The sequence below is a fragment of the Actinomyces weissii genome (assembly GCF_016598775.1).
Classification (GTDB): Bacteria; Actinomycetota; Actinomycetes; order Actinomycetales; family Actinomycetaceae; genus Actinomyces; species Actinomyces weissii.
Genome location: NZ_CP066802.1, coordinates 1,023,670 through 1,041,279, shown reverse-complemented (window position 1 = coordinate 1,041,279; position 17,610 = coordinate 1,023,670). Strand labels below are relative to the sequence as shown.

Genomic DNA, 17,610 nt, shown 5'->3' with positions numbered 1-17,610 from the left:
GCCCGGTCAGGGGCCAGGGGCCACCTGGGCCAGCGGTGGTCCGTATGTTGGTTTGCCCCTGTCTAATCTGAATGATCCGGGGGGTCACCTGGCTCGGCGGCGGTCGGAATGATGCCTTACCCCTGTCTGACTGAATGATCCGGGGAGTCATCGACCGCCGCGCGGCGACGGGTGGGCACTGATAAAGGGAACGGCCCGCTTGAGGTCTCTCGCACACGTGGGGGGTGAGCGCTACTCAAGGCAACACCCCGGGCGAGCACACCTCCCTCGCCTCCACCGGTGCATTTCGGCGCGAGTGGTGCGGTTTTCCGGCACCACTCGCGCCGAAATGCACAAGTCGGGATGGGGTGGGCACAGGTCAGGGTGGGGTGGGCACGCCCTGCCACACCCAGGCCACCCCAGTGCCGGACCCCTTCCACGCAATCCACCTGGCAGGTGATGCACTGGAGCGGTGCCGACGCCGCGTCCAGCAGCAGCCGCACGGCCACCAGGCCTAGCCAGTGAACCGCTTTACCAGGAGCGACGCCTGCTGCGTAACGGCACTTACCGCTCACCGGCCGCCAGCGCGTCCGCCTCCAGGCCCTGTTCGCCGGTGACGACCGCGTGGACGTGGAAGCACCTGGGGTATCTACCCCAAAATGGTCGCCGCCCACCGCCAGCCCGCCCCCGGACACGGCAAGGCCATGATTAGGCAGGCCATCACGGCTATCAGCAGTGGCCGACCAAGGCACTTCCCGAACTGGGAGCGCCCGGCCGGGGGACGTGGCACCAGCACAGGGCCGCGGGCCGGGCGCGTTGGCGTCCGGAGCCCAGGCAGCAGAATGTACCCTAGGTCACAGTGGGTCCTGTTGCCGGGCAGCGCCGCCCGGGGTCCACCTGGCTACGCCGTCGCCAGCTGACTGCCTGCGCAGCCGCCCACCGCTCCTGCCCCCTGAACAGGAAGGTCCGCCCATGTCCGCTACCGCCAGCACCAGCCCAGCCGCCAGCGCACCGGTAACAGGTACGGCCACCGACAGGCCCACCAGCACTGCCACCGCCCCCGCCCGCCGCGGCTCCGGCTCCACCTTCAAGCTCCTGCAGCGGCTCGGCAAGGCCTTCATTCTGCCTATCGCGATCCTGCCTGCCGCGGGCCTGCTGCTTGGCATCGGGGGTGCCCTGTCCACCCCCGCCACCGTGGCCGCCTACCCCGCCCTGGACAACCGCCTCCTGCAAGGGGTGTTCATCGTCATGGCCCAGGCGGGCGCCGCCGTCTTCGCCAACCTGGCCATGCTGCTGTCCATCGGCCTGTGCATCGGCCTGGCCAAGCGCGACAAGGGCACCGCCGCCCTGGCCGGGATCGTCGGCTACCTGGTCATGGTGGCCACCATCAAGGGCCTGATCGAGGTCTTCTACCCCGGCAACCCGGACATGAGCATCGACACCGGCGTCGTGGGCTCCCTGGTGGTCGGCGGCGTGGCCGTGTGGCTGCACAACCGCTACCACAGCATCCGCCTGCCCCAGGTGCTGGGGTTCTTCGGCGGCTCACGCTTCGTGCCGATCGTGACCTCCTTCGCCGCGATCCTGGTCGGGGCCGTGTTCTTCCTGGTCTGGCCTACCTTCCAGGGCTGGCTCACCCAGGCGGGCAACAGCATCGCCTCCCTGGGGGTGGTGGGAACCTTCCTGTACGGCCTGGTCATGCGGCTGTCCGGGGCCGTGGGCCTGCACCACATCATCTACCCGATGTTCTGGTACACCGAGCTCGGCGGCACCGAGGTAGTGGCCGGTGAGAGCGTGGTGGGTGCCCAGAGGATCTTCTTCGCCCAGCTGGCCGACCCGGGCCACACCGGCCTGTACACCCACGGCACCCGCTTCTTCGCCGGGCGCTTCGACACCATGATCTTTGGTCTGCCCGGCGCTGCGCTGGCCATGTACCACTCGGTGCCCAGGGCCCGCCGCAAGGCCTACCTGGGCCTGTTCCTGGGTGTGTCCCTGACCTCGATCCTCACCGGCATCACCGAGCCGCTGGAGTACATGTTCCTGTTCGTGGCCCCCGAGCTCTACGTGATCCACTGCGTCTACGACGGGCTGTCCTTCCTGGTGGCGGACCTGCTGAGCGTGCGCATCGGCAACACCTTCTCCGGCGGGCTGATCGACTTCACCCTCTTTGGGATCCTCCAGGGCAACGACTCCACCAACTGGGTGCGGGTCATCCCGGTGGGGATCCTCTGGTTCGGCCTGTACTACGTGACCTTCCGCCTGTGGATCTCCTTCCGCGACGTGATGACGCCGGGGCGCGGCGAGGACTCCGAGTCCCCCGGCGCCGACATCGCCGCCAGCCTGCGCGAGCCCGCCCTGGCGACGGCGTCGGCTGGTGCTGGGGCCCCGGACGGTGCAGGGGCTGGTCCGGGGGCCCGGACCGGTGCGGAGGCTGCGGCCACCAGTTCCCTGCAGGCTGGGGCGGGGCACAGCGACGGCGCGCAGCGGCACGCCCTGGAGCTCAACGCCCTGGACATCATCGAGGCCCTGGGCGGGGCACAGAACATTGAGGACGTGGACGCCTGTATCACCCGCCTGCGCGTGTCAGTGCTGGACCCGGCCAAGGTGGACAAGGATGCCTTCACCCTGCGCCTGGGGGCCACCGCGGTCTTCTCCGTGCAGGGCGGCGTGCAGGCCGTCTACGGCGGCGACGCCATCATCTACAAGGGCATCATCAACGAGCACCTGGGCCTGGACGACTGAGGCGTCGGAGGCCTGGACGGCCAAGCAGCCGGGGCCTGGAACATCCGCACGCCGTCGGCCTGCTGGCCTGGTACCGCCGGGTGCGGGTCCTGGCACCTGGACCCGCACGTCTGCGCCCGGTGGTGGTGCCCCGTGCAGCCCCTCAGTTCTGGGCGCCCAGGCGCTGGGCGCGGGCGGAGGCGTAGAGGCAGACGGTCGCGGCAGCCGCCACGTTCAACGACTCTGCCTGCCCGTAGATCGGGATGGCGACGACGGCGTCGGCGGCGGCCACCGCCTGCCCGCTCAGGCCGTGCGCCTCGTTGCCCAGCAGCCAGGCCGCCGGGCCGCTGAGCATTGCCTCAGCGTCGAAGAGCGGCACGCTCCCTCGCCCGTCAGCAGCCAGCACGGCCAGCCCGGCGGCGCGCAGGGCGGCGGTGGTCTCCTCCAGGCTCACCCCGGTGACCACCGGCAGGTGGAACAGGGAGCCTGCCGTGGAGCGCACCACCTTGGGGCTGGTCGCCTCCACGCTGCCCTTGACCAGCACCACGGCGTCGGCACCGGCGGCGTCGGCCACCCTGATGATCGTGCCCGCGTTGCCCGGGTCCTGTGCCTCCGTGAGCACCGCCACGAGCCGGGCCCCCGCCAGGGCTTCGGCCAGCGCCTGCGGCCCCCGCAGCCGTGGCAGGTCCGCCACCGCCAGGACCCCCTGGGCGTCGGTGCTCATGACCGCCATGACCTCCTCGGAGACCAGGTGCCGGTACAGGCCCCGCTCCCCCGCCTCCTGCCAGATCTCCGGGTGGCGCTGGGCGGCCGCCGGGGTCAGGTAGAGGTCGCGCACGGCGTCGCTCGCGTGGCGGACCGCCTCACGCACCCCCTGCGGCCCCTCCACCAGGAAGCGTCCGTACTTGGCGCGGGCCTGACGGCGGGCCAGGGCGGCCACCCGGCTCACCCGCTCCGCACCAGGGTTGGTCAGGGTGGGCTCCAGGTCGGGCTGTGGCAGCGTCATGCCTGGCAGCCTACGGCAGGGGCGGCTCAGGCCTCCATCTCGTGCCTGCGGGCCACGTAACGGGCGCAACCGGCTACGGTGAAGGCCACCTGCCCGCGCTGGGGCGCGTAGACGAGCCCCATGCTCATCAGGTTGGCCCGCGCCGGTCCTAGCGAGTCCAGGGGCTTGCCCAGGTGCGCGGCCACCACCGTGGAGGAGCAGGCTTCCTCCCCCGGGGCGGCCATGAGAGACCACTTTGCTCGCTGCTTGGCTGGCCGCAGGCAGACGACGACGCCGCCCCCGGGGCGGGAGGCGGCGTCGTCACGGTGCTAGGCGCTCGGCCCAGCAGCAGCTGTTCAGGCCTTGGGCGCGTTGACGTCCTCGGGGAGGGCCTTCTTGGCGACCTCCACCACGGCCTTGAAGCTCGCGGGCTCGTTGACGGCCAGCTCAGCCAGCATACGGCGGTCGATCTCCACCCCGGCCAGGACCAGGCCCTGGACGAAGCGGTTGTAGGTCAGGCCCTCGGCGCGGGCGGCGGCGTTGATGCGCTGGATCCACAGACGGCGCATCTCACCCTTGCGGGCGCGGCGGTCACGGAAGGCGTAGACGCCGGAGTGGGTGACCTGCTCCTTGGCCTTGCGGTACAGGCGCGAGCGCTGGCCGCGGTAGCCGGAGGCCTGCTCGAGGACGGAACGACGCTTCTTGTGGGCGTTGACAGCCCGCTTCACACGTGCCATGTGATGACTCCTTGGTGGTTTGGGCGGTCAGCGACCGAGCAGCTTCTTGACCTGACGCTGGTCAGCCTTGTCGACCAGCTGGTCCTGGGACAGCTTGCGCTTGCGGCGCGAGGACTTGACCTCCAGCAGGTGGCGCTTGTTGGCCTGCTCACGCATGAGCTTGCCGCTGCCGGTGACCCGGAAGCGCTTCTTGGCACCAGAGTGCGTCTTGTTCTTCGGCATCTTGTTTCCTCTTAGTCGGCCCGTGACCGGGTAGCCCGGGCTGCTTACCCCGCAGACGGTGGCCAGGGGGTGGGGTCTGGGTGGATAAGGCTCAGGCCTTCTCCTTGCTAGGGGCCGCCGGCTTGGCGGGCTTGGCCGCCGCGGCCTTGGCAGGAGCCGCGGGCTTGGCCGCCTTGCTGGCCGTCGGCTTGGCCGGGGCGGCCTTGCTCGCAGCGGGCTTGGGCGCAGCCGCGGGCTTGGGCGCAGCCGCGGGCTTGGCCGGAGCCTCGGTCTTGGGGGCCGGAGCCTTTGGGGACTCGGTCCGGGGTGCCTCCGCCTTGGGGGCCTCCACGGCAGCGGGCGCGGCCGGGGGCTCAGCGGGCGCCGGGGGCTGCTTGGGGCTCTTCTCCGCAGCCTCCACCTTGCCCTGGCGGCGGGCCGCCCGGGCCTCCTCACGACGACGGCGCTGGTCGGACTTGACCTCCGCCTTGCGGCGGGTGGGGGCCAGCACCATCACCATGTTGCGGCCGTCCTGGCGCGGGTGGGACTCGATGGTGGCGAGCTCACCGACCTGCTCAGCCACACGCTGCAGCAGGCGGATGCCCAGCTCAGGGCGGGACTGCTCCCGCCCTCGGAAGCGGACGATGCACTTGACCTTGTCGCCACCCTCCAGGAAGCGCTTCACGTGCCCCATCTTGGTGGTGTAGTCGTGCTCGTCGATCTTGGGCCGGAACTGGATCTCCTTGAGCTGCGTGTTCGCCTGGTTGCGCCGGGCGTCACGCGCCTTCATGGCCGACTCGTACTTGAACTTGCCATAGTCCATGAGCTTGCACACCGGGGGGCGTGCGTCAGGCGCGACCTCAACCAGGTCAAGGTCCGCCTCCTCGGCGAGACGCAGGGCGTCCTCCACCCGGACGACACCGACCTGCTCGCCGCTAGGTCCGACGAGGCGCACCTCGGGGACGCGGATCCGTTCGTTGATACGGGGCTCGCTGATGGCTGTTCCTCACTCTGAGAGATCTCACTGACGGAACAGGGAAGGCCCCCGTTCCTGCACGCGGTACGGAGGCCTCACAGACATGCTTCCCCGGCCGACGCCAGGCGCCGTCCAGAGTAACCAGGGCACTGCCCTGACGCACTACCCGGCCCCCGGTACAGGGACCCAGGTGGGATTCCTCCGCTTGCGTACCGGGGACGTGCCCCGGTCGGTCGCCAAGCATGCTATCAGAGGCCGGGCCGTAACAGTCTGGTGCGCACCAGCACCTCAGGGTGTTCCTCCTCACCCGCCCCTCCTTGCGCGATCACCCGGGCAGCCAGCCCCGACAGCCCTCCTGCCGTTCTCCACCCAGCCGCCTCGCACGGGTCCCGGCAGCGTCTCTGCCTGCCTCACCGGCGCCTCCTTCCCCGCAGGCCGCTGCCCCGGGCCCCGCCGTCAGGCTGGCAGCGGGCACAGCTCCACGGTGTCGATCAGCTCACCCCAGGCCGGGTTCACCATCACGTGCTGGCAGGCCTCCAGGGCCTGCGCCACCGCCGGCATGCCCCCGCTGGCGTCCAGGCGCAGGAAGACGCGCAGCTCCGCCTGCTCCCCCGGGGCGAAGGCGACGGCGCTGACGCCCTCCACCTGCTCCAGCTGCGAGGCCACCTCCTCCTGCACGGCCTGGTTGCGCCAGGAGGGCACCCAGTCCTCCCCGCCCGCGAAGGCCACCACCGCGGGGCGCGGCAGCCGCAGGTCCAGGCTGCCGGGGTCCAGCACCCACAACTGGTCCGTGGCGGTGCAGGCCACCTGGGCGGCCTGCTGGCAGTCCACCGGCACCGGGCGCACGTCCTGGCGCCAGGCCCGCATCGCCGCCACCGAGGTGAACACCGGCAGGGCGCGGTGCCCGTCAGGCAGATGCACCGCCAGGGTGGCGGCGTCCTCGCAGGCGGTGGCCGTGTGCGGCTCGTGGGAGGACTGCCCGGGCAGGGCGTGGGCGGCCACCGGAACCAGCACGCGCGAGCCCCGCAAGGCGGCCAGCAGTCCGTCCAGGTACTCGTGCCGGGGCAGGTGTCGCGCCGCCAAGGCCGCAGTGACGGCAGGGGCGGCGGCGCCGTCGTCGCCTGCGAAGGGGGTGGGGGCGGCCAGCAGGCGCTCCAGCTTGGCACGGGCAGCCAGGGCCCGGGCCACCTGCGGGTCCTGGTCGCCCGCCGGGTCCGCGGCCTGGCTCATGCCTCCAGTCCCCGGTGCGCGTCCTGCCCGCTGGTCACCGCCAGGGCCTGCTCCAGGGTGAAGGCCCCGGAGTACAGGGCCTTGCCGATCACCACGGAGTCCAGCCCCAGGGGCTCCAGCTCGGCCAGCTCCCGCAGGTCGTCCAGGTGGGAGATTCCCCCGGAGGCCGTCACCGGGGCCGTGGTGGCCTGGCAGACCTGCCGCAGCAGCTGCGTGTTGGGTCCCGAGAGCGTGCCGTCCTTGGTGACGTCCGTGACCACGTAGCGCGCGCAGCCCGCCGCGTCCAGGCGCTCCAGGGTCTCCCACAGGTCCCCGGCGTCCTTGGTCCAGCCGTGGGCAGCCAGGGTGCTGCCGCGCACGTCCAGGCCCACGGCGATCTTCTCCCCGTGCTCGGCGATCACCCGCTCGGTCCACCGGGGGTCCTCCAGGGCGGCTGTGCCCAGGTTGACCCGGGCGGCCCCGGCGTCCAGCGCCCGCTGCAGGGAGGCGTCGTCACGGATACCGCCCGACAGCTCTACCTGCACCCCCAGCTCCCCCACGATCCGGGCCAGCAGGGGCGCGTTGGAGCCCCGACCGAAGGCGGCGTCCAGGTCCACCAGGTGGATCCACTGCGCCCCGGCCCGCACCCAGTCCCGGGCAGCGTCCACCGGGCAGCCGTAGTCGGTCTCGCTGCCCGCCTCCCCCCGCAGCAGGCGGACGGCTTTACCGCCCGCGACGTCAACGGCTGGCAGAAGCGTGAGCATAGGGTCTCCTACAGGTAGGTGGGGTGGTTGGCGGTCACCGCAGCGACGGCGAGGTACGGGGCCCGGAGGTAGTTAAGCGGGGCTCAGAGGGTGGCGAGCCAGTTGCGCAGGAGCTGTATGCCTGCCTCCCCGGACTTCTCCGGGTGGAATTGGGTGGCGGACAGGGCCCCGTTCTCCACCGCGGCCAGGAAGTCGACGCCGTGGGTGGCCCAGGTAGCCAGGGGCGGGGTGGTGGGCCCCGGCCCCAGCAGCTCAGCCGGGTCGCGCAGGGCCGCGTAGGAGTGGACGAAGTAGAAGCGCTGCCCGGCCAGGCCGTCAAAGAGTACGCTGCCCGCCGGGACCCGGACCTTAGACCAGCCCATGTGCGGTACCACCGGGGCCTGCAGGCGCTCCACGCTCCCGGGCCACTGCCCCAGGCCCGACTCAGTGGTGCCGTGCTCCGTGGAGGACTCGAACATGACCTGCATGCCCACGCAGACCCCCAGCACCGGTCTGCCCCCGGCCAGGCGCCGGTCGATCAGGCGAGGCGCCCCCACGGCCCGCAGCTGCTGCATAACCGCCCCGAAGGCGCCCACGCCCGGCACCAGCAGGCCGTCCGCCTCCTCCACCGCGGTGGGCTCAGCCGTGAGCTCCACCGCCGCCCCGGCCCGCTCCAGGGCACGGACGGCGGAGTGGACGTTCCCGCTCCCGTATGACAGGACGACGACGCGCGGCTGGCTCATCGCGCCAGGTTACCGGTTCCTGCCTGCCACAGCGCCACCTGTGGACAGCCCGGGCCTTAGCGGCTCGTCCCGAGCGGTGACGGCGGCCGTGACACCGGCCTGGGGACGCCCACCCCCTGGGCATCTTTCGAACCACCGACCCAGAAGGGTCACAATAGGCTTGTGAGAAGCTCCCGGCGCGCCCTGCTGGGTGCAGGCCTGCTCGCGGCCGCGAGCGCCTGCACCCCCTCCTCCCCTACCTCCTCCGCCACCGGCGGCGGGTCTGCCTCCGCCGCCCCCGGGGCGCAGTCTGCCATCACGGGCAGTGCCGCAGGCAGCACCCAGGTCCCCCCGCCCAGCGCTCCGGCACTAAGCCCTACCGCGAGCGCCGCCCCCTCCCCCAGCCCCACGCCTGGACCGGCGGCGGTGCCGGACCGGGAGCAGGTGTCCAGCCGCTACACCGGCCGCGCCCCGGCCTGGTTCGCCCTGGAAGGTGAGGGGATCGTCTCCAGCACCGCGGCCGAGGGCGTGTGCCTGACCTTTGACGCCTGCGGCGGGCCGGGCGGCTCTGGGGTCGACGCCGCCCTGCTGGACTTCCTGCTGGACCAGCAGGTGCCTTTCACGGCCTTTCTCAACGCCCGCTGGATCGAGGCGAACCCCCGTGACACGCAGCGGCTGGCCCAGGCGGCGGCCGCGGGGCGGGTGGAGCTGGGCAACCACGGCACCGCGCACCGGCCCCTGTCGGTGACCGGCCAGTCCGCCTACCAGATTCCCGGCACCGCCAGCCCCGCTGAGGTCTACGACGAGATCATGGGCTGCCAGCAGCTCCTGGAGCAGGTGGCTGGGACCCGCGCCCGCTGGTTCCGTCCTGGCACGGCCCACTGGGACGACGTCGCCGTCGCTATTGCCGCTGACCTAGGGCTGCGGGCCGCAGGCTTCAGCCTGAACGCCGACGGCGGGGCCACCTTCAGCCGCCGGGCCGTGGCCCAGGCGGTGGGGGGCGTGCAGAACGGGGACGTGGTGATAGCCCACCTGAACCAGCCGACGGCTGCCACCGGGGCGGGGATGCTGGAGGCGCTTCCGCCCCTGCTTGCTGCCGGGACCCGCTTCCTGACCTTGAGCGCCGCCGCCGGGGCCTGAGCCAGGCGGCGCAGCGCCCGTAGGACCCGGAGCCGGTCCGCGCCACCTGCACCACCTAAGCCAGCCTGCGCCGCTCCCGGGACCGGGCCGGTACGGCTGCTGTACCGCTGCACCGCCCTGTTGCTGGCACCACCTCCCGGGAACGGGTGATGATGTGCCCGTGAGCAGCGTCCCTACCGGCTTCCCTTCCCCTGCCGAGCCTCCCTACCAGCCTCAGGGTCCGGCCAGCCCCACCACCATGCCCGCTATCCCTGGCGTGCGCCTGGAGGAGGTGATCGGCCGCGGGGGCTTTGCCACGGTCTACGGCGGCGTGCAGGAGTCCGTGCAGCGGCCCGTGGCGGTGAAGGTGGACTCCCGCCCCCTGGACGAGGAGCGCAACCGCCGCCGCTACCTGCGCGAGGTCCAGGCCACGGGCCGGATCAGCGGCCACCCGCACGTGGTCTCCCTGGTGGACACCGGGGTGCTGCGTGACGGCCGCCCCTACATCGTCATGGAACGCTGCGACGGCGGCTCCCTGGACAACCTGGCGGCTCTGGGCCCGCTGCCCGCCCCGGACGCGGTGCGCCTGGTGCTGGCGGCGGCATCCGCCCTGGGGGCCGCCCACGCCGCCGGGATCCTGCACCGGGACGTCAAGCCCGCCAACATCCTCCTGGACTCCTACGGCTCACCGCGCCTGACCGACTTCGGTATCGCCGCGGTGGTGCGCGAGCAGCAGGACCCGACGGTCACCCTGGAGTGCCTGACCCCGGACTTCGCACCCCCGGAGGCCTTTGAGCTCCAGCCCCCGACGCCTGCCGGGGACGTGTGGTCCATGGGGGCCACGCTCTTCTACCTGCTCACGGGCCGGGGGCCGCGGCGGGGGCCCGAGGGCCAGCCCCTGTCCCTGCCACAGATCGTGCGGGAGCTCGACACGCCAGTGGACCTGTCGGCAGCCACCATCCCCCAGGAGCTGCGGCCCCTGCTGTCCCAGGCGATGCACCGCGACCCGCGCCAGCGCTTCCCCGACGGCACCGCCCTGTCCGAGGCCCTGGCGCAGGTCGCCCCGCTGCTAGGTGACGGCGGCCTGACGGTGGCGGGCCCCGGGGTGGCGGTGCGCCTGGCGCAGGCCGGGTGGGAGCACGGGGCCTTCAACGCCCCGCCCGGCTCAGCCCGGTTCGGGCAGGTGCCTGCCGCCCGGCGGCCTGCGGCCAAGGGCGTGGTAGCGGCCGCGGCTGCCGTGGGCCTGCTGGCGGGCCTGTCCCTGGGCTCCGGCGGCACCCTGGCCCTGAGCCGTTTCGTGGGTAGCGCCTGGGCCTCCGGGAAGGCCCCGGCCACTGCCCCCGCCAGCACCCCAGCCAGCGCCCCGGGAGCGGTGGCTCCCACCGGGGCGGCCACAGTTGGTCCGGCCGACCAGCAGCCCGGCAGCCCGGCAGGCGGCGCAGCTGGTAGCAGCCCGGCGCCCACCACGGAGGCGGTGGCGGCCCCTCAGGCCGACGCCGGAGCTGACGCCCCCTTCCAGGTCGGCACCTGTCTCAACGGGCTGGTGTCCATCTCCGGCGTGACCACGACGCGGGAGCTTCCCTGCTCAGAGCACCACTCCTGGGAAGTGTTCGCCACGGGCACCCTCAGCGACAAGACCACCAGATTCCATCCGGACATGCTGAACGACGACCCACAGGTTGACGCCGTGTGCTCCCTGGAAGCGGCCATGGCCTACGGTGAGCCCTCCCCCAGCATCAAAGTGCTCGGTCCCAACGAGGACGAGTGGAACGCCGGGGTGCGTGGCTTCTCCTGCGTCGTGTCCCCCACGCTGGGCGGGGGCCGCGTCGGCTCCTACGCGGACGGCTGAGGCGGTGGCGCTCCGCGGGGCGCGCCCTAGCCCCGGCTGGCGGCGAGCCGCACAGGCCGGTCCTCACAAAGCAAGACGCACAGGCCAGACCGCACAAGCCGGGACGCCGGGCCGCGCCGACCAGACCACACAGGCCGGTCTCACAAAGCAGGTCTCACATGGGGGCCGGGCCCTTGCCCATCCCCATGCCCCGGCCCATCCAGCGGCCCAGGGGTCCAAGCTTGACCTCCTTGGAACGCAGTACCCCCGGCAGGTCCTCGGGCTTGCTGACCCCCAGCAGCAGGTCCTCCACCACCGGGTCCACGGAGGCGAGCACCAGACCGGCGGACATGTCCGGGCCGCCCTCGCCGCGCTCGTAACCGCGCGCGGTGACGCTGCCTGACAGCCCCTTTTCGATCCCGACGTCGGTAGCCAGGTCGGCGGTGAGCAGGATGGTGCCCCCGCGGGCCAGGTGGGACAGGCGCCCCGCCAGCTCAGCGGCCTCAGCGGGCTCGGTCTCCACCCCGCCGAGCAACTCAGACACGTCCCACTCGCTGTGGGCGGAGACGAACTCCTTAACGGCGACGGCACCGGTGCGGGTGGGCAGCACCAGGCAGTCCAGCCCGCTCATGGCGCACAGCTGGGCCAGGGCCTCGGCATTGGCCAGGGGGGTGAGCACCACGGCGATCTTCACGGCCTGCGGCAACTCGGTCTGCCCCGGCTGCTCCGTCTTGCCCGGCTGGTCCTGGGAGCGGGTGGGAAGGGAGAGCGCCGGTGGGGCGTCCAGGGTGTCGTCGTCGGGACGGCCGTGGTGGGAGCCGCCAGCACCAGCGGGACCGTCCCCCGCGGCGGCGGCGTCCAGCGCCTCCAGGTCCGCACGCGTGTCCTCGGGGACCTCCAGACCCTCCATCATGGCGGCGAAGGCGGCGTCCAGGTCGTCGTGGTCGGCGGCGCTGCTGCTGTGCTTGTCACTCATTACAGGGATCCCTTCGTGGAGGGGACGCCGTCCACCCGGGGGTCCGGCTCCAAGGCGGTCCGCAGGGCACGGGCCAGCGCCTTGAACTCAGCCTCCGCAATATGGTGGGGGTCCCGGCCCGAGACTACCCGCATGTGCAGGCAGATTCCGGCGTGGTAGGACAGCGACTCCAGGACGTGGCGCACCATGGAGCCGGTGAAGTGCCCGCCAATCAGGTGGTGCACGAACTGCTCGGACTCCCCCTCGTGCACCAGGTAGGGGCGGCCTGACAGGTCCACCACCGCCTGGGCCAGGGCCTCGTCCAAGGGCACGAGGGCGTCACCAAAACGACGGATACCGCGCTTGTCCCCCAGGGCCTGCCGCAGGGCCTGCCCCAGGCAGATCGCGGTGTCCTCCACGGTGTGGTGCACGTCAATATGCGTGTCCCCGCTGGCCTGGACCCGCAGGTCCACCAGCGAGTGCTTGCCCAGGGCGGTGAGCAGGTGGTCGTAGAAGGGCACGGTGGTAGAGACCTCGGTCCTGCCGCTGCCGTCAAGGTCGATCTCGACGACGACGCTGGACTCGCTGGTGGTCCGCTCGATCCGGGCGGTGCGGCTCATCCTTGCTCCTTGGTGGTGGCTGACAGGGCGTCGCGGAACTGCTTCATCTCGTCGGGGGTGCCGACACTGACTCGAAGGTACCCGTCGGGGCCCACCACCCGAATCAGGACACCCCGCTCCAGCAGGGCCTGCCAGGTGGCCTCCCGGTCCGGGAAGGGCCCAAAGAGCACGAAGTTGGCGTCAGAGTCCCAGGCCGTGTACCCCGCCTGCCGCAGCCAGGCCACCAGCTGGTCGCGCTCAGAGCGCAGGGAGGCCACCTGGCTCATCAGCTCCTCGCGGTGGGACAGGGCGGCCAGGGCGGCCGCCTGGGTCAGGGCCGAGAGGTGGTAGGGCAGGCGCACCACGCGCAGCGCGTCCACCAGCTCCGGGCTGGCCGCCAGGTAGCCCAGGCGCAGCCCGGCCATCCCGAAGGCCTTGCTCATGGTGCGGCACACGGCCAGGTTGGGGTGCTCCGCCAGCAGCTCCAGGGCGCTGGGCACGCCGGGGCGGCGGAACTCACCGTAGGCCTCGTCCACCACCACCACGGCGTCAGTGGGCTGGCCACCGGTGGTGGCGGGGCCGTGCCCGCGGGCGGCCTCCAGCAGGAGCCGCACCTGTTCCAGGGGCAAGGCGGTGCCGGTGGGGTTGTTGGGGCTGGCCAGCACGACCACGGCCGGGTGCTCCTGCCTGATGGCCTCCACGGCGGCCGTCGTGTCCAGGGTGAAGTCCGGGCGACGCGGCAGGGTGCGGTACCCGGTCAGGGTGTCGCGCGCGTACTCGGGGTACATGGAGTAGGTGGGGGTGAAGGACAGGCAGGTGCGGCCCGGCCCCCCGAAGGCCTGCAGCAGGTGCAGCATGACCTCGTTGGAGCCGTTGGCCGCCCAGAGCTGCTCCTTGGCCAGGCGCACCCCGGACTCCACTGCCAGGTAGTCCGCCAGGGCCTGACGCAGGGCGGGGAAGTCGCGGTCCGGGTAGCGGTTGAGCCCGCTGGCCGCCTGGGCCACCGCCTGCGCGATGTCGGCGACGACGTCGCTGGCCGGCGGATAGGGGTTCTCGTTGACGTTCAGGCGCACCGGCACGTCCAGCTCGGGGGCGCCGTAGGGCACCTCGTGCTCAATACCGGCACGTAACGGAAGCTTGCTCACGCCTGAGATTCTACGGGCCGTGCGAGCACACCTCCCTCGCCTCCACTTGTGCATTTCGGCGCGAGTGGTGCGGTATTCCGGCACCACTCGCGCCGAAATGCACAAGTCAGGGCGGGACGGGCACAAGTCAGGGTGGGGGCGGGCACAAGTCAGGGCGGGGCGGGCACAAGTCAGGGCGGGGCGGGCACAAGTCAGGGCGGGGCGGGCACAAGTCAGGGCGGGGCGGGCACGCCTCGCCGTCGGGTGGGGCCAGCCGCTCAGTGGTGTGCGGCCAGCATGACCTCCTCGGCGTCCAGCCGGTCCAGGGCGTACTGCAGGGTGGTGGAGGAGAACACGCCCTCGTCACGGGCCTCCAGCAGGGCCTCCCGCTGGGCGTGGATCGCCTCCACGGCCAGGTAGCGCAGCTGGGAGGGGCTCAGGCCGTGGGGCAGGCTACCGGGTGAGTTGGCCGCCAGGGCCCTACCCACTGTGGAGAAGGACCTGGTCAGGCCCCGGGTGTCGTCCAGCCCCTGGTCCCGCAGGGCCTCAGCCAGGGCGGACTCCTTGACGGCGTTGCGCATGACCTTCAGCACCCGCCGCTTCTCCTCCTCGTCCTCCCCCTCAACCGCCATAAGCGGCTTGACCAGCCGGATCACCAGGGACAGGGTCAGTCCCTGGACCACCAGTGAGCCCACCGCCACCAGCAGGGCCACCAGCAGCAGCAGCGGTCGCAGGGGGGCGCTGAGCGGCAGGGTCTGGGCCGCTGCCAGGGTCACCGCCCCCCGCATACCTGCCCACACGATCACGGTCCCCTCGCGGGGCCCCAGGGTGGCGGCAGTGAAGTAGGCCATGTCATTGGTGGCCCGCTTCTGGCGGCGGCGTCCCTTGTCCAGCCGGGAGTGCCAGCGGTTAAGTGCCTTCAGCCAGTCCTCTGGGCTCAGGTCCCGGGAGGCCAGCAGCTCCTCGTCCACGTCGCAGGCGTGCGAGAGGCGCTCCTCGAACCTGGCGATGCGCTCGGCCTGGGCGCTTAGTCGGCGGTGGTTACGCCGTCTCGCCGAGCGCAGCCACCACAGGATCGCCGCCACGAACACCGCCCGCACCACCATCACCAAGGCTCCTGAGAGCACGGCCAGCAGAACGGCGTGGCCCACGGTGGGGGTGCTGGGGTCCAGGCGCAGCTCGTTGACGATGCCGTAGGCCTGGATCCCCACCACCAGGAACACGGCCCCCTCCAGCACCAGCTCCAGCGTGCGCCAGTTGGCGTGGGCGGCCCGGCGGTTGCCGGGGGGCAGCATCTGCGGGCCGTGGAAGGACACCACGAGTCCTGCGACCACCGCCGCGACCAGGCCGGAGCCACCCAGGTACTCGGTGGGGATAGAGGCCAGGAACGGCACGGTGAAGGAGATTACGGTGTCCACGGCGGAGTCGGTGACCCGCGAGCGCACCCGGATGGTGGCCTCACCCACCAGCCAGCCGACCACCACCGCCACCGCCAGGGCCATGACGAAGCCGGTTGCCAGGCTCATGGGCCGTAGGGCCCCGGCGTCCGTGTTCAGGCCTGCGGCTACCGCGGCGGACAGCAGCACCAGGGCGGAGGCGTCGTTGAGCAGGCCCTCCCCCTCCAGCACGGTGATGATGCGGTGGTTGACCCCCTGCCCGCGGGCGATCGCCACGGCGACGGCGTCGGTGGGGCTGAGCACGGCGCCCAGGGCCACCGCCCAGGGCAGGGAGACCGCAGGCAGCAGCAGGTGGATCATCAGGCCCAGCAGCAGGGCGGAGGCCACCACCAGGCCGATAGCCAGGGCCGCCACGCTGCGCAGCTCCCGGCGGAAGTCCATGACGGGCATAGCCACGGCGGTAGCGAAGAGCAGCGGAGGCAGGACGCCCTCCAGGATCAGCTCGGGAGCCACCTCCACCCCCTGGACCCACGGCAGCAGGCCCACGCCGATGCCCAGGGTCAGCAGGACCAGGGGTGAGGCCAGCCCCACCTTGGGGGCCAGCTGGTTGCCTGCGGCGATGACCAGCAGGGCGAGTACCGCGATTGCCAGTGGATCCATGTGCACAGGTTAAGCGCTGGGCGGCGCGGTGCCCGCAGCCGTCCCACCGGGAGGCTGCCAGGGGCTCAGCCTGGTAGGGCACGGTCCGCGTACGGACATGGGCGGTGTCACGGCCACGGGCCGCAACGGGGCGCCAGGCTCAGCCCAGGCGGGCGCGGGCCGCCTCCCCGTGGGCGGGCAGGTCCTCCGCCTCCGCCAGGGCGGTCAGGGCGGGGGTCAGGGCGGCCAGGGCCGCGGCGTCGTACTCGATGACCTGCACCGGCTTGATGTAGGCCATGACTGACAGCCCGGCGGCGAAGCGGGCGGTGCCGCCGGTGGGCAGCACGTGGTTGGAGCCGGCCAGGTAGTCGCCCAGCGGCACCGGGCTGTAGGGGCCCACGAATACCGCCCCGGCGTTGCGCACACGGCGGGCGACGGCGGGGGCCTGCGCGGTGAGCACCTCCAGGTGCTCGGCGGCGTAGGCGTTGGCCACGGCGATCCCCTGCTCCAGGTCACGCACCAGCACGGTGCCGGACTGGGGGCCGCTCAGGGCGGTGGTGGCCCGCTGGGCGTGCCTGGTGGCCGCCAGGCGCCGGGCCAGGGCAGCGTCGACGGCGTCTGCCAGGCTGGTGGAGTCGGTGATCAGCACGCTGCCCGCGTGGGGGTCGTGCTCGGCCTGGGAGAGCAGGTCCGCGGCCACCAGCTCGGGGTCGGCGGTGCCGCCAGCCAGCACCGCGATCTCGGTGGGTCCTGCCTCGGCGTCGATACCCACCACGGCCCGCACCGCCCGCTTGGCGGCCGCCACGTAGACGTTGCCGGGACCGGTGATGACGTCAACCGGCTCGCACAGCTGCTCCCCGCTGAGCCCGGCGGCCGCCAGGTCGGCCCGGTCGGTGTCGTCCTCCACCTGGGCGCCGTAGGCGAGCATGGCTACGGCCTGGGCCCCACCGACGGCGTAGACCTCGGTGACGCCCAGCAGGGCGCAGGCCGCCAGGATGGTGGGGTGGGGCAGGCCCCCGAAGTCCTTCTGGGGCGGGGAGGCCAGGGCGATCTGCTCCACGCCCGCAACCTGGGCCGCCACCGTGTTCATGACCACGGAGCTGGGGTAGACGGCCAGGCCGCCGGGCACGTACAGGCCCACCCTGCGCACCGGCACCCAGCGCTGGGTGACACGGCCCCCGGGGACGATCTCGGTCTCCTTCTCCACCGGCAGCTGGGCCTGGTGCCCGGCCCGGTTGTGGGCCGCGCACAGCTCCAGGGCCTGGCGCACCTGGGGGTCCAGCTGCTCCAGGGCCTCCTGGAGGGCGGACTGGGGCACCCGCAGGTGCTGGGGGCGTACCTGGTCGAAGCGCTGGGCGGCGTCCCGCAGGGCGGCGGCCCCCCGGGCCCGCACGTCCGCGATCACAGGGGCGACGGCGTCCAGGGCCGCGGTGACGTCCAGCACGGCGCGGGGCATGACCTCGGCCAGCTGCCGGGTGGTGAGCTGGGTACCTCGCAGGTCCAGGCGTCTGAGCATGTGGGAAGCCTACCCAGGCGCAGCGGCGGGCGCCCGCCGCGACCACGGGGTGGCCGTGGTGGGGGTATGCGCCTGGGAGAGGGCCGTGCGCGCCCGCAGCGACCACGCTCTGCGCCCGCCCGGCCCGAGCAGGCCCTGGCGGCTAGCACCGGCTGGCACCGGC

Annotated in this window: 16 protein-coding genes; 3 read left to right on the top strand and 13 right to left on the bottom strand. The window is 72.5% G+C overall.

What is annotated here, in order from left to right:
• Window positions 1–951 precede the first annotated feature (951 nt).
• Window positions 952–2,718: a PTS transporter subunit EIIC gene (locus JG540_RS10655; RefSeq protein ID WP_200277523.1), complete on the top strand. Its 1,767-nt coding sequence runs from the start codon at window positions 952–954 to the stop codon at window positions 2,716–2,718.
• 142 nt (window positions 2,719–2,860) lie between these two features.
• Here JG540_RS10655 and JG540_RS04270 read toward each other — a convergent pair whose 3' ends face one another.
• From JG540_RS04270 to hisH, 8 genes are all read right to left on the bottom strand, one after another.
• Complete coding sequence (locus JG540_RS04270) at window positions 2,861–3,703, bottom strand: TrmH family RNA methyltransferase (protein ID WP_200277522.1); 843 nt, start codon at window positions 3,701–3,703, stop codon at window positions 2,861–2,863.
• Window positions 3,704–3,729: 26 nt separating this feature from the next.
• Window positions 3,730–3,927 carry a hypothetical protein gene (locus JG540_RS04265; protein ID WP_200277521.1) on the bottom strand — a complete coding sequence of 66 codons (198 nt, stop codon included), beginning with the start codon at window positions 3,925–3,927 and terminating at the stop codon, window positions 3,730–3,732.
• 111 nt (window positions 3,928–4,038) lie between these two features.
• Window positions 4,039–4,419, bottom strand: coding sequence for a 50S ribosomal protein L20 (gene rplT / locus JG540_RS04260; protein WP_200277520.1), 381 nt, complete (start codon window positions 4,417–4,419; stop codon window positions 4,039–4,041).
• A gap of 27 nt (window positions 4,420–4,446) precedes the next feature.
• Window positions 4,447–4,641, bottom strand: a complete 195-nt coding sequence (gene rpmI, locus JG540_RS04255) for a 50S ribosomal protein L35 (RefSeq protein ID WP_111836873.1) — start codon at window positions 4,639–4,641, stop codon at window positions 4,447–4,449.
• Between the two features lie 91 nt (window positions 4,642–4,732).
• Window positions 4,733–5,602, bottom strand: a complete 870-nt coding sequence (gene infC / locus JG540_RS10315; RefSeq protein ID WP_267977959.1) for a translation initiation factor IF-3 — start codon at window positions 5,600–5,602, stop codon at window positions 4,733–4,735.
• 450 nt (window positions 5,603–6,052) lie between these two features.
• Window positions 6,053–6,826 carry an SseB family protein gene (locus JG540_RS04245; RefSeq protein ID WP_200277519.1) on the bottom strand — a complete coding sequence of 258 codons (774 nt, stop codon included), beginning with the start codon at window positions 6,824–6,826 and terminating at the stop codon, window positions 6,053–6,055.
• Window positions 6,823–7,569: a bifunctional 1-(5-phosphoribosyl)-5-((5-phosphoribosylamino)methylideneamino)imidazole-4-carboxamide isomerase/phosphoribosylanthranilate isomerase PriA gene (priA, locus tag JG540_RS04240; protein WP_200277518.1), complete on the bottom strand. Its 747-nt coding sequence runs from the start codon at window positions 7,567–7,569 to the stop codon at window positions 6,823–6,825. Before priA ends, JG540_RS04245 begins: the two co-directional genes overlap by 4 nt.
• 83 nt (window positions 7,570–7,652) lie before the next feature.
• Window positions 7,653–8,291: an imidazole glycerol phosphate synthase subunit HisH gene (gene hisH / locus JG540_RS04235; RefSeq protein ID WP_200277517.1), complete on the bottom strand. Its 639-nt coding sequence runs from the start codon at window positions 8,289–8,291 to the stop codon at window positions 7,653–7,655.
• A 162-nt stretch (window positions 8,292–8,453) separates the two neighbouring features.
• Between hisH and JG540_RS04230 the strand changes: the two genes are divergently transcribed.
• A complete protein-coding gene (locus JG540_RS04230; protein WP_200277516.1) occupies window positions 8,454–9,410 on the top strand; it encodes a polysaccharide deacetylase family protein in 957 nt (318 codons plus the stop codon).
• A 160-nt stretch (window positions 9,411–9,570) separates the two neighbouring features.
• Window positions 9,571–11,238, top strand: coding sequence for a serine/threonine-protein kinase (locus tag JG540_RS04225; RefSeq protein ID WP_325133377.1), 1,668 nt, complete (start codon window positions 9,571–9,573; stop codon window positions 11,236–11,238).
• A 154-nt stretch (window positions 11,239–11,392) separates the two neighbouring features.
• Here the strand turns inward: JG540_RS04225 and JG540_RS04220 are convergent, their stop codons facing one another.
• From JG540_RS04220 to hisD, 5 genes are all read right to left on the bottom strand, one after another.
• Complete coding sequence (locus JG540_RS04220; RefSeq protein WP_200277506.1) at window positions 11,393–12,193, bottom strand: hypothetical protein; 801 nt, start codon at window positions 12,191–12,193, stop codon at window positions 11,393–11,395.
• Entirely contained in the window at window positions 12,193–12,792 is a 600-nt protein-coding gene (gene hisB / locus JG540_RS04215) for an imidazoleglycerol-phosphate dehydratase HisB (RefSeq protein ID WP_200277504.1), read from the bottom strand. The genes JG540_RS04220 and hisB overlap by 1 nt, the downstream gene beginning before the upstream one ends.
• A complete protein-coding gene (locus JG540_RS04210; protein WP_234042905.1) occupies window positions 12,789–13,916 on the bottom strand; it encodes a histidinol-phosphate transaminase in 1,128 nt (375 codons plus the stop codon). The genes hisB and JG540_RS04210 overlap by 4 nt, the downstream gene beginning before the upstream one ends.
• A 257-nt stretch (window positions 13,917–14,173) precedes the next feature.
• The gene (locus tag JG540_RS04205) at window positions 14,174–15,952 is read right to left on the bottom strand and encodes a cation:proton antiporter (RefSeq protein WP_200277500.1); all 1,779 of its coding nucleotides are present in this window, start codon (window positions 15,950–15,952) and stop codon (window positions 14,174–14,176) included.
• A 139-nt stretch (window positions 15,953–16,091) separates the two neighbouring features.
• The gene (gene hisD / locus JG540_RS04200) at window positions 16,092–17,447 is read right to left on the bottom strand and encodes a histidinol dehydrogenase (RefSeq protein ID WP_200277490.1); all 1,356 of its coding nucleotides are present in this window, start codon (window positions 17,445–17,447) and stop codon (window positions 16,092–16,094) included.
• Between the last annotated feature and the right edge of the window lie 163 nt (window positions 17,448–17,610).

Excerpts from the sequence above, each read along its gene's own strand:
- JG540_RS04245 (WP_200277519.1), bottom strand. The coding sequence starts at position 6,826 with ATGAGCCAGGCCGCGGACCCGGCGGGCGACCAGGACCCGCAGGTGGCC.
- hisB (WP_200277504.1), bottom strand. The coding sequence starts at position 12,792 with ATGAGCCGCACCGCCCGGATCGAGCGGACCACCAGCGAGTCCAGCGTC.
- rpmI (WP_111836873.1), bottom strand. The coding sequence starts at position 4,641 with ATGCCGAAGAACAAGACGCACTCTGGTGCCAAGAAGCGCTTCCGGGTC.
- JG540_RS10655 (WP_200277523.1), top strand. The coding sequence starts at position 952 with ATGTCCGCTACCGCCAGCACCAGCCCAGCCGCCAGCGCACCGGTAACA.
- hisH (WP_200277517.1), bottom strand. The coding sequence starts at position 8,291 with ATGAGCCAGCCGCGCGTCGTCGTCCTGTCATACGGGAGCGGGAACGTC.
- JG540_RS04205 (WP_200277500.1), bottom strand. The coding sequence starts at position 15,952 with ATGGATCCACTGGCAATCGCGGTACTCGCCCTGCTGGTCATCGCCGCA.
- JG540_RS04220 (WP_200277506.1), bottom strand. The coding sequence starts at position 12,193 with ATGAGTGACAAGCACAGCAGCAGCGCCGCCGACCACGACGACCTGGAC.
- hisD (WP_200277490.1), bottom strand. The coding sequence starts at position 17,447 with ATGCTCAGACGCCTGGACCTGCGAGGTACCCAGCTCACCACCCGGCAG.
- JG540_RS04265 (WP_200277521.1), bottom strand. The coding sequence starts at position 3,927 with ATGGCCGCCCCGGGGGAGGAAGCCTGCTCCTCCACGGTGGTGGCCGCG.
- JG540_RS04270 (WP_200277522.1), bottom strand. The coding sequence starts at position 3,703 with ATGACGCTGCCACAGCCCGACCTGGAGCCCACCCTGACCAACCCTGGT.
- priA (WP_200277518.1), bottom strand. The coding sequence starts at position 7,569 with ATGCTCACGCTTCTGCCAGCCGTTGACGTCGCGGGCGGTAAAGCCGTC.
- rplT (WP_200277520.1), bottom strand. The coding sequence starts at position 4,419 with ATGGCACGTGTGAAGCGGGCTGTCAACGCCCACAAGAAGCGTCGTTCC.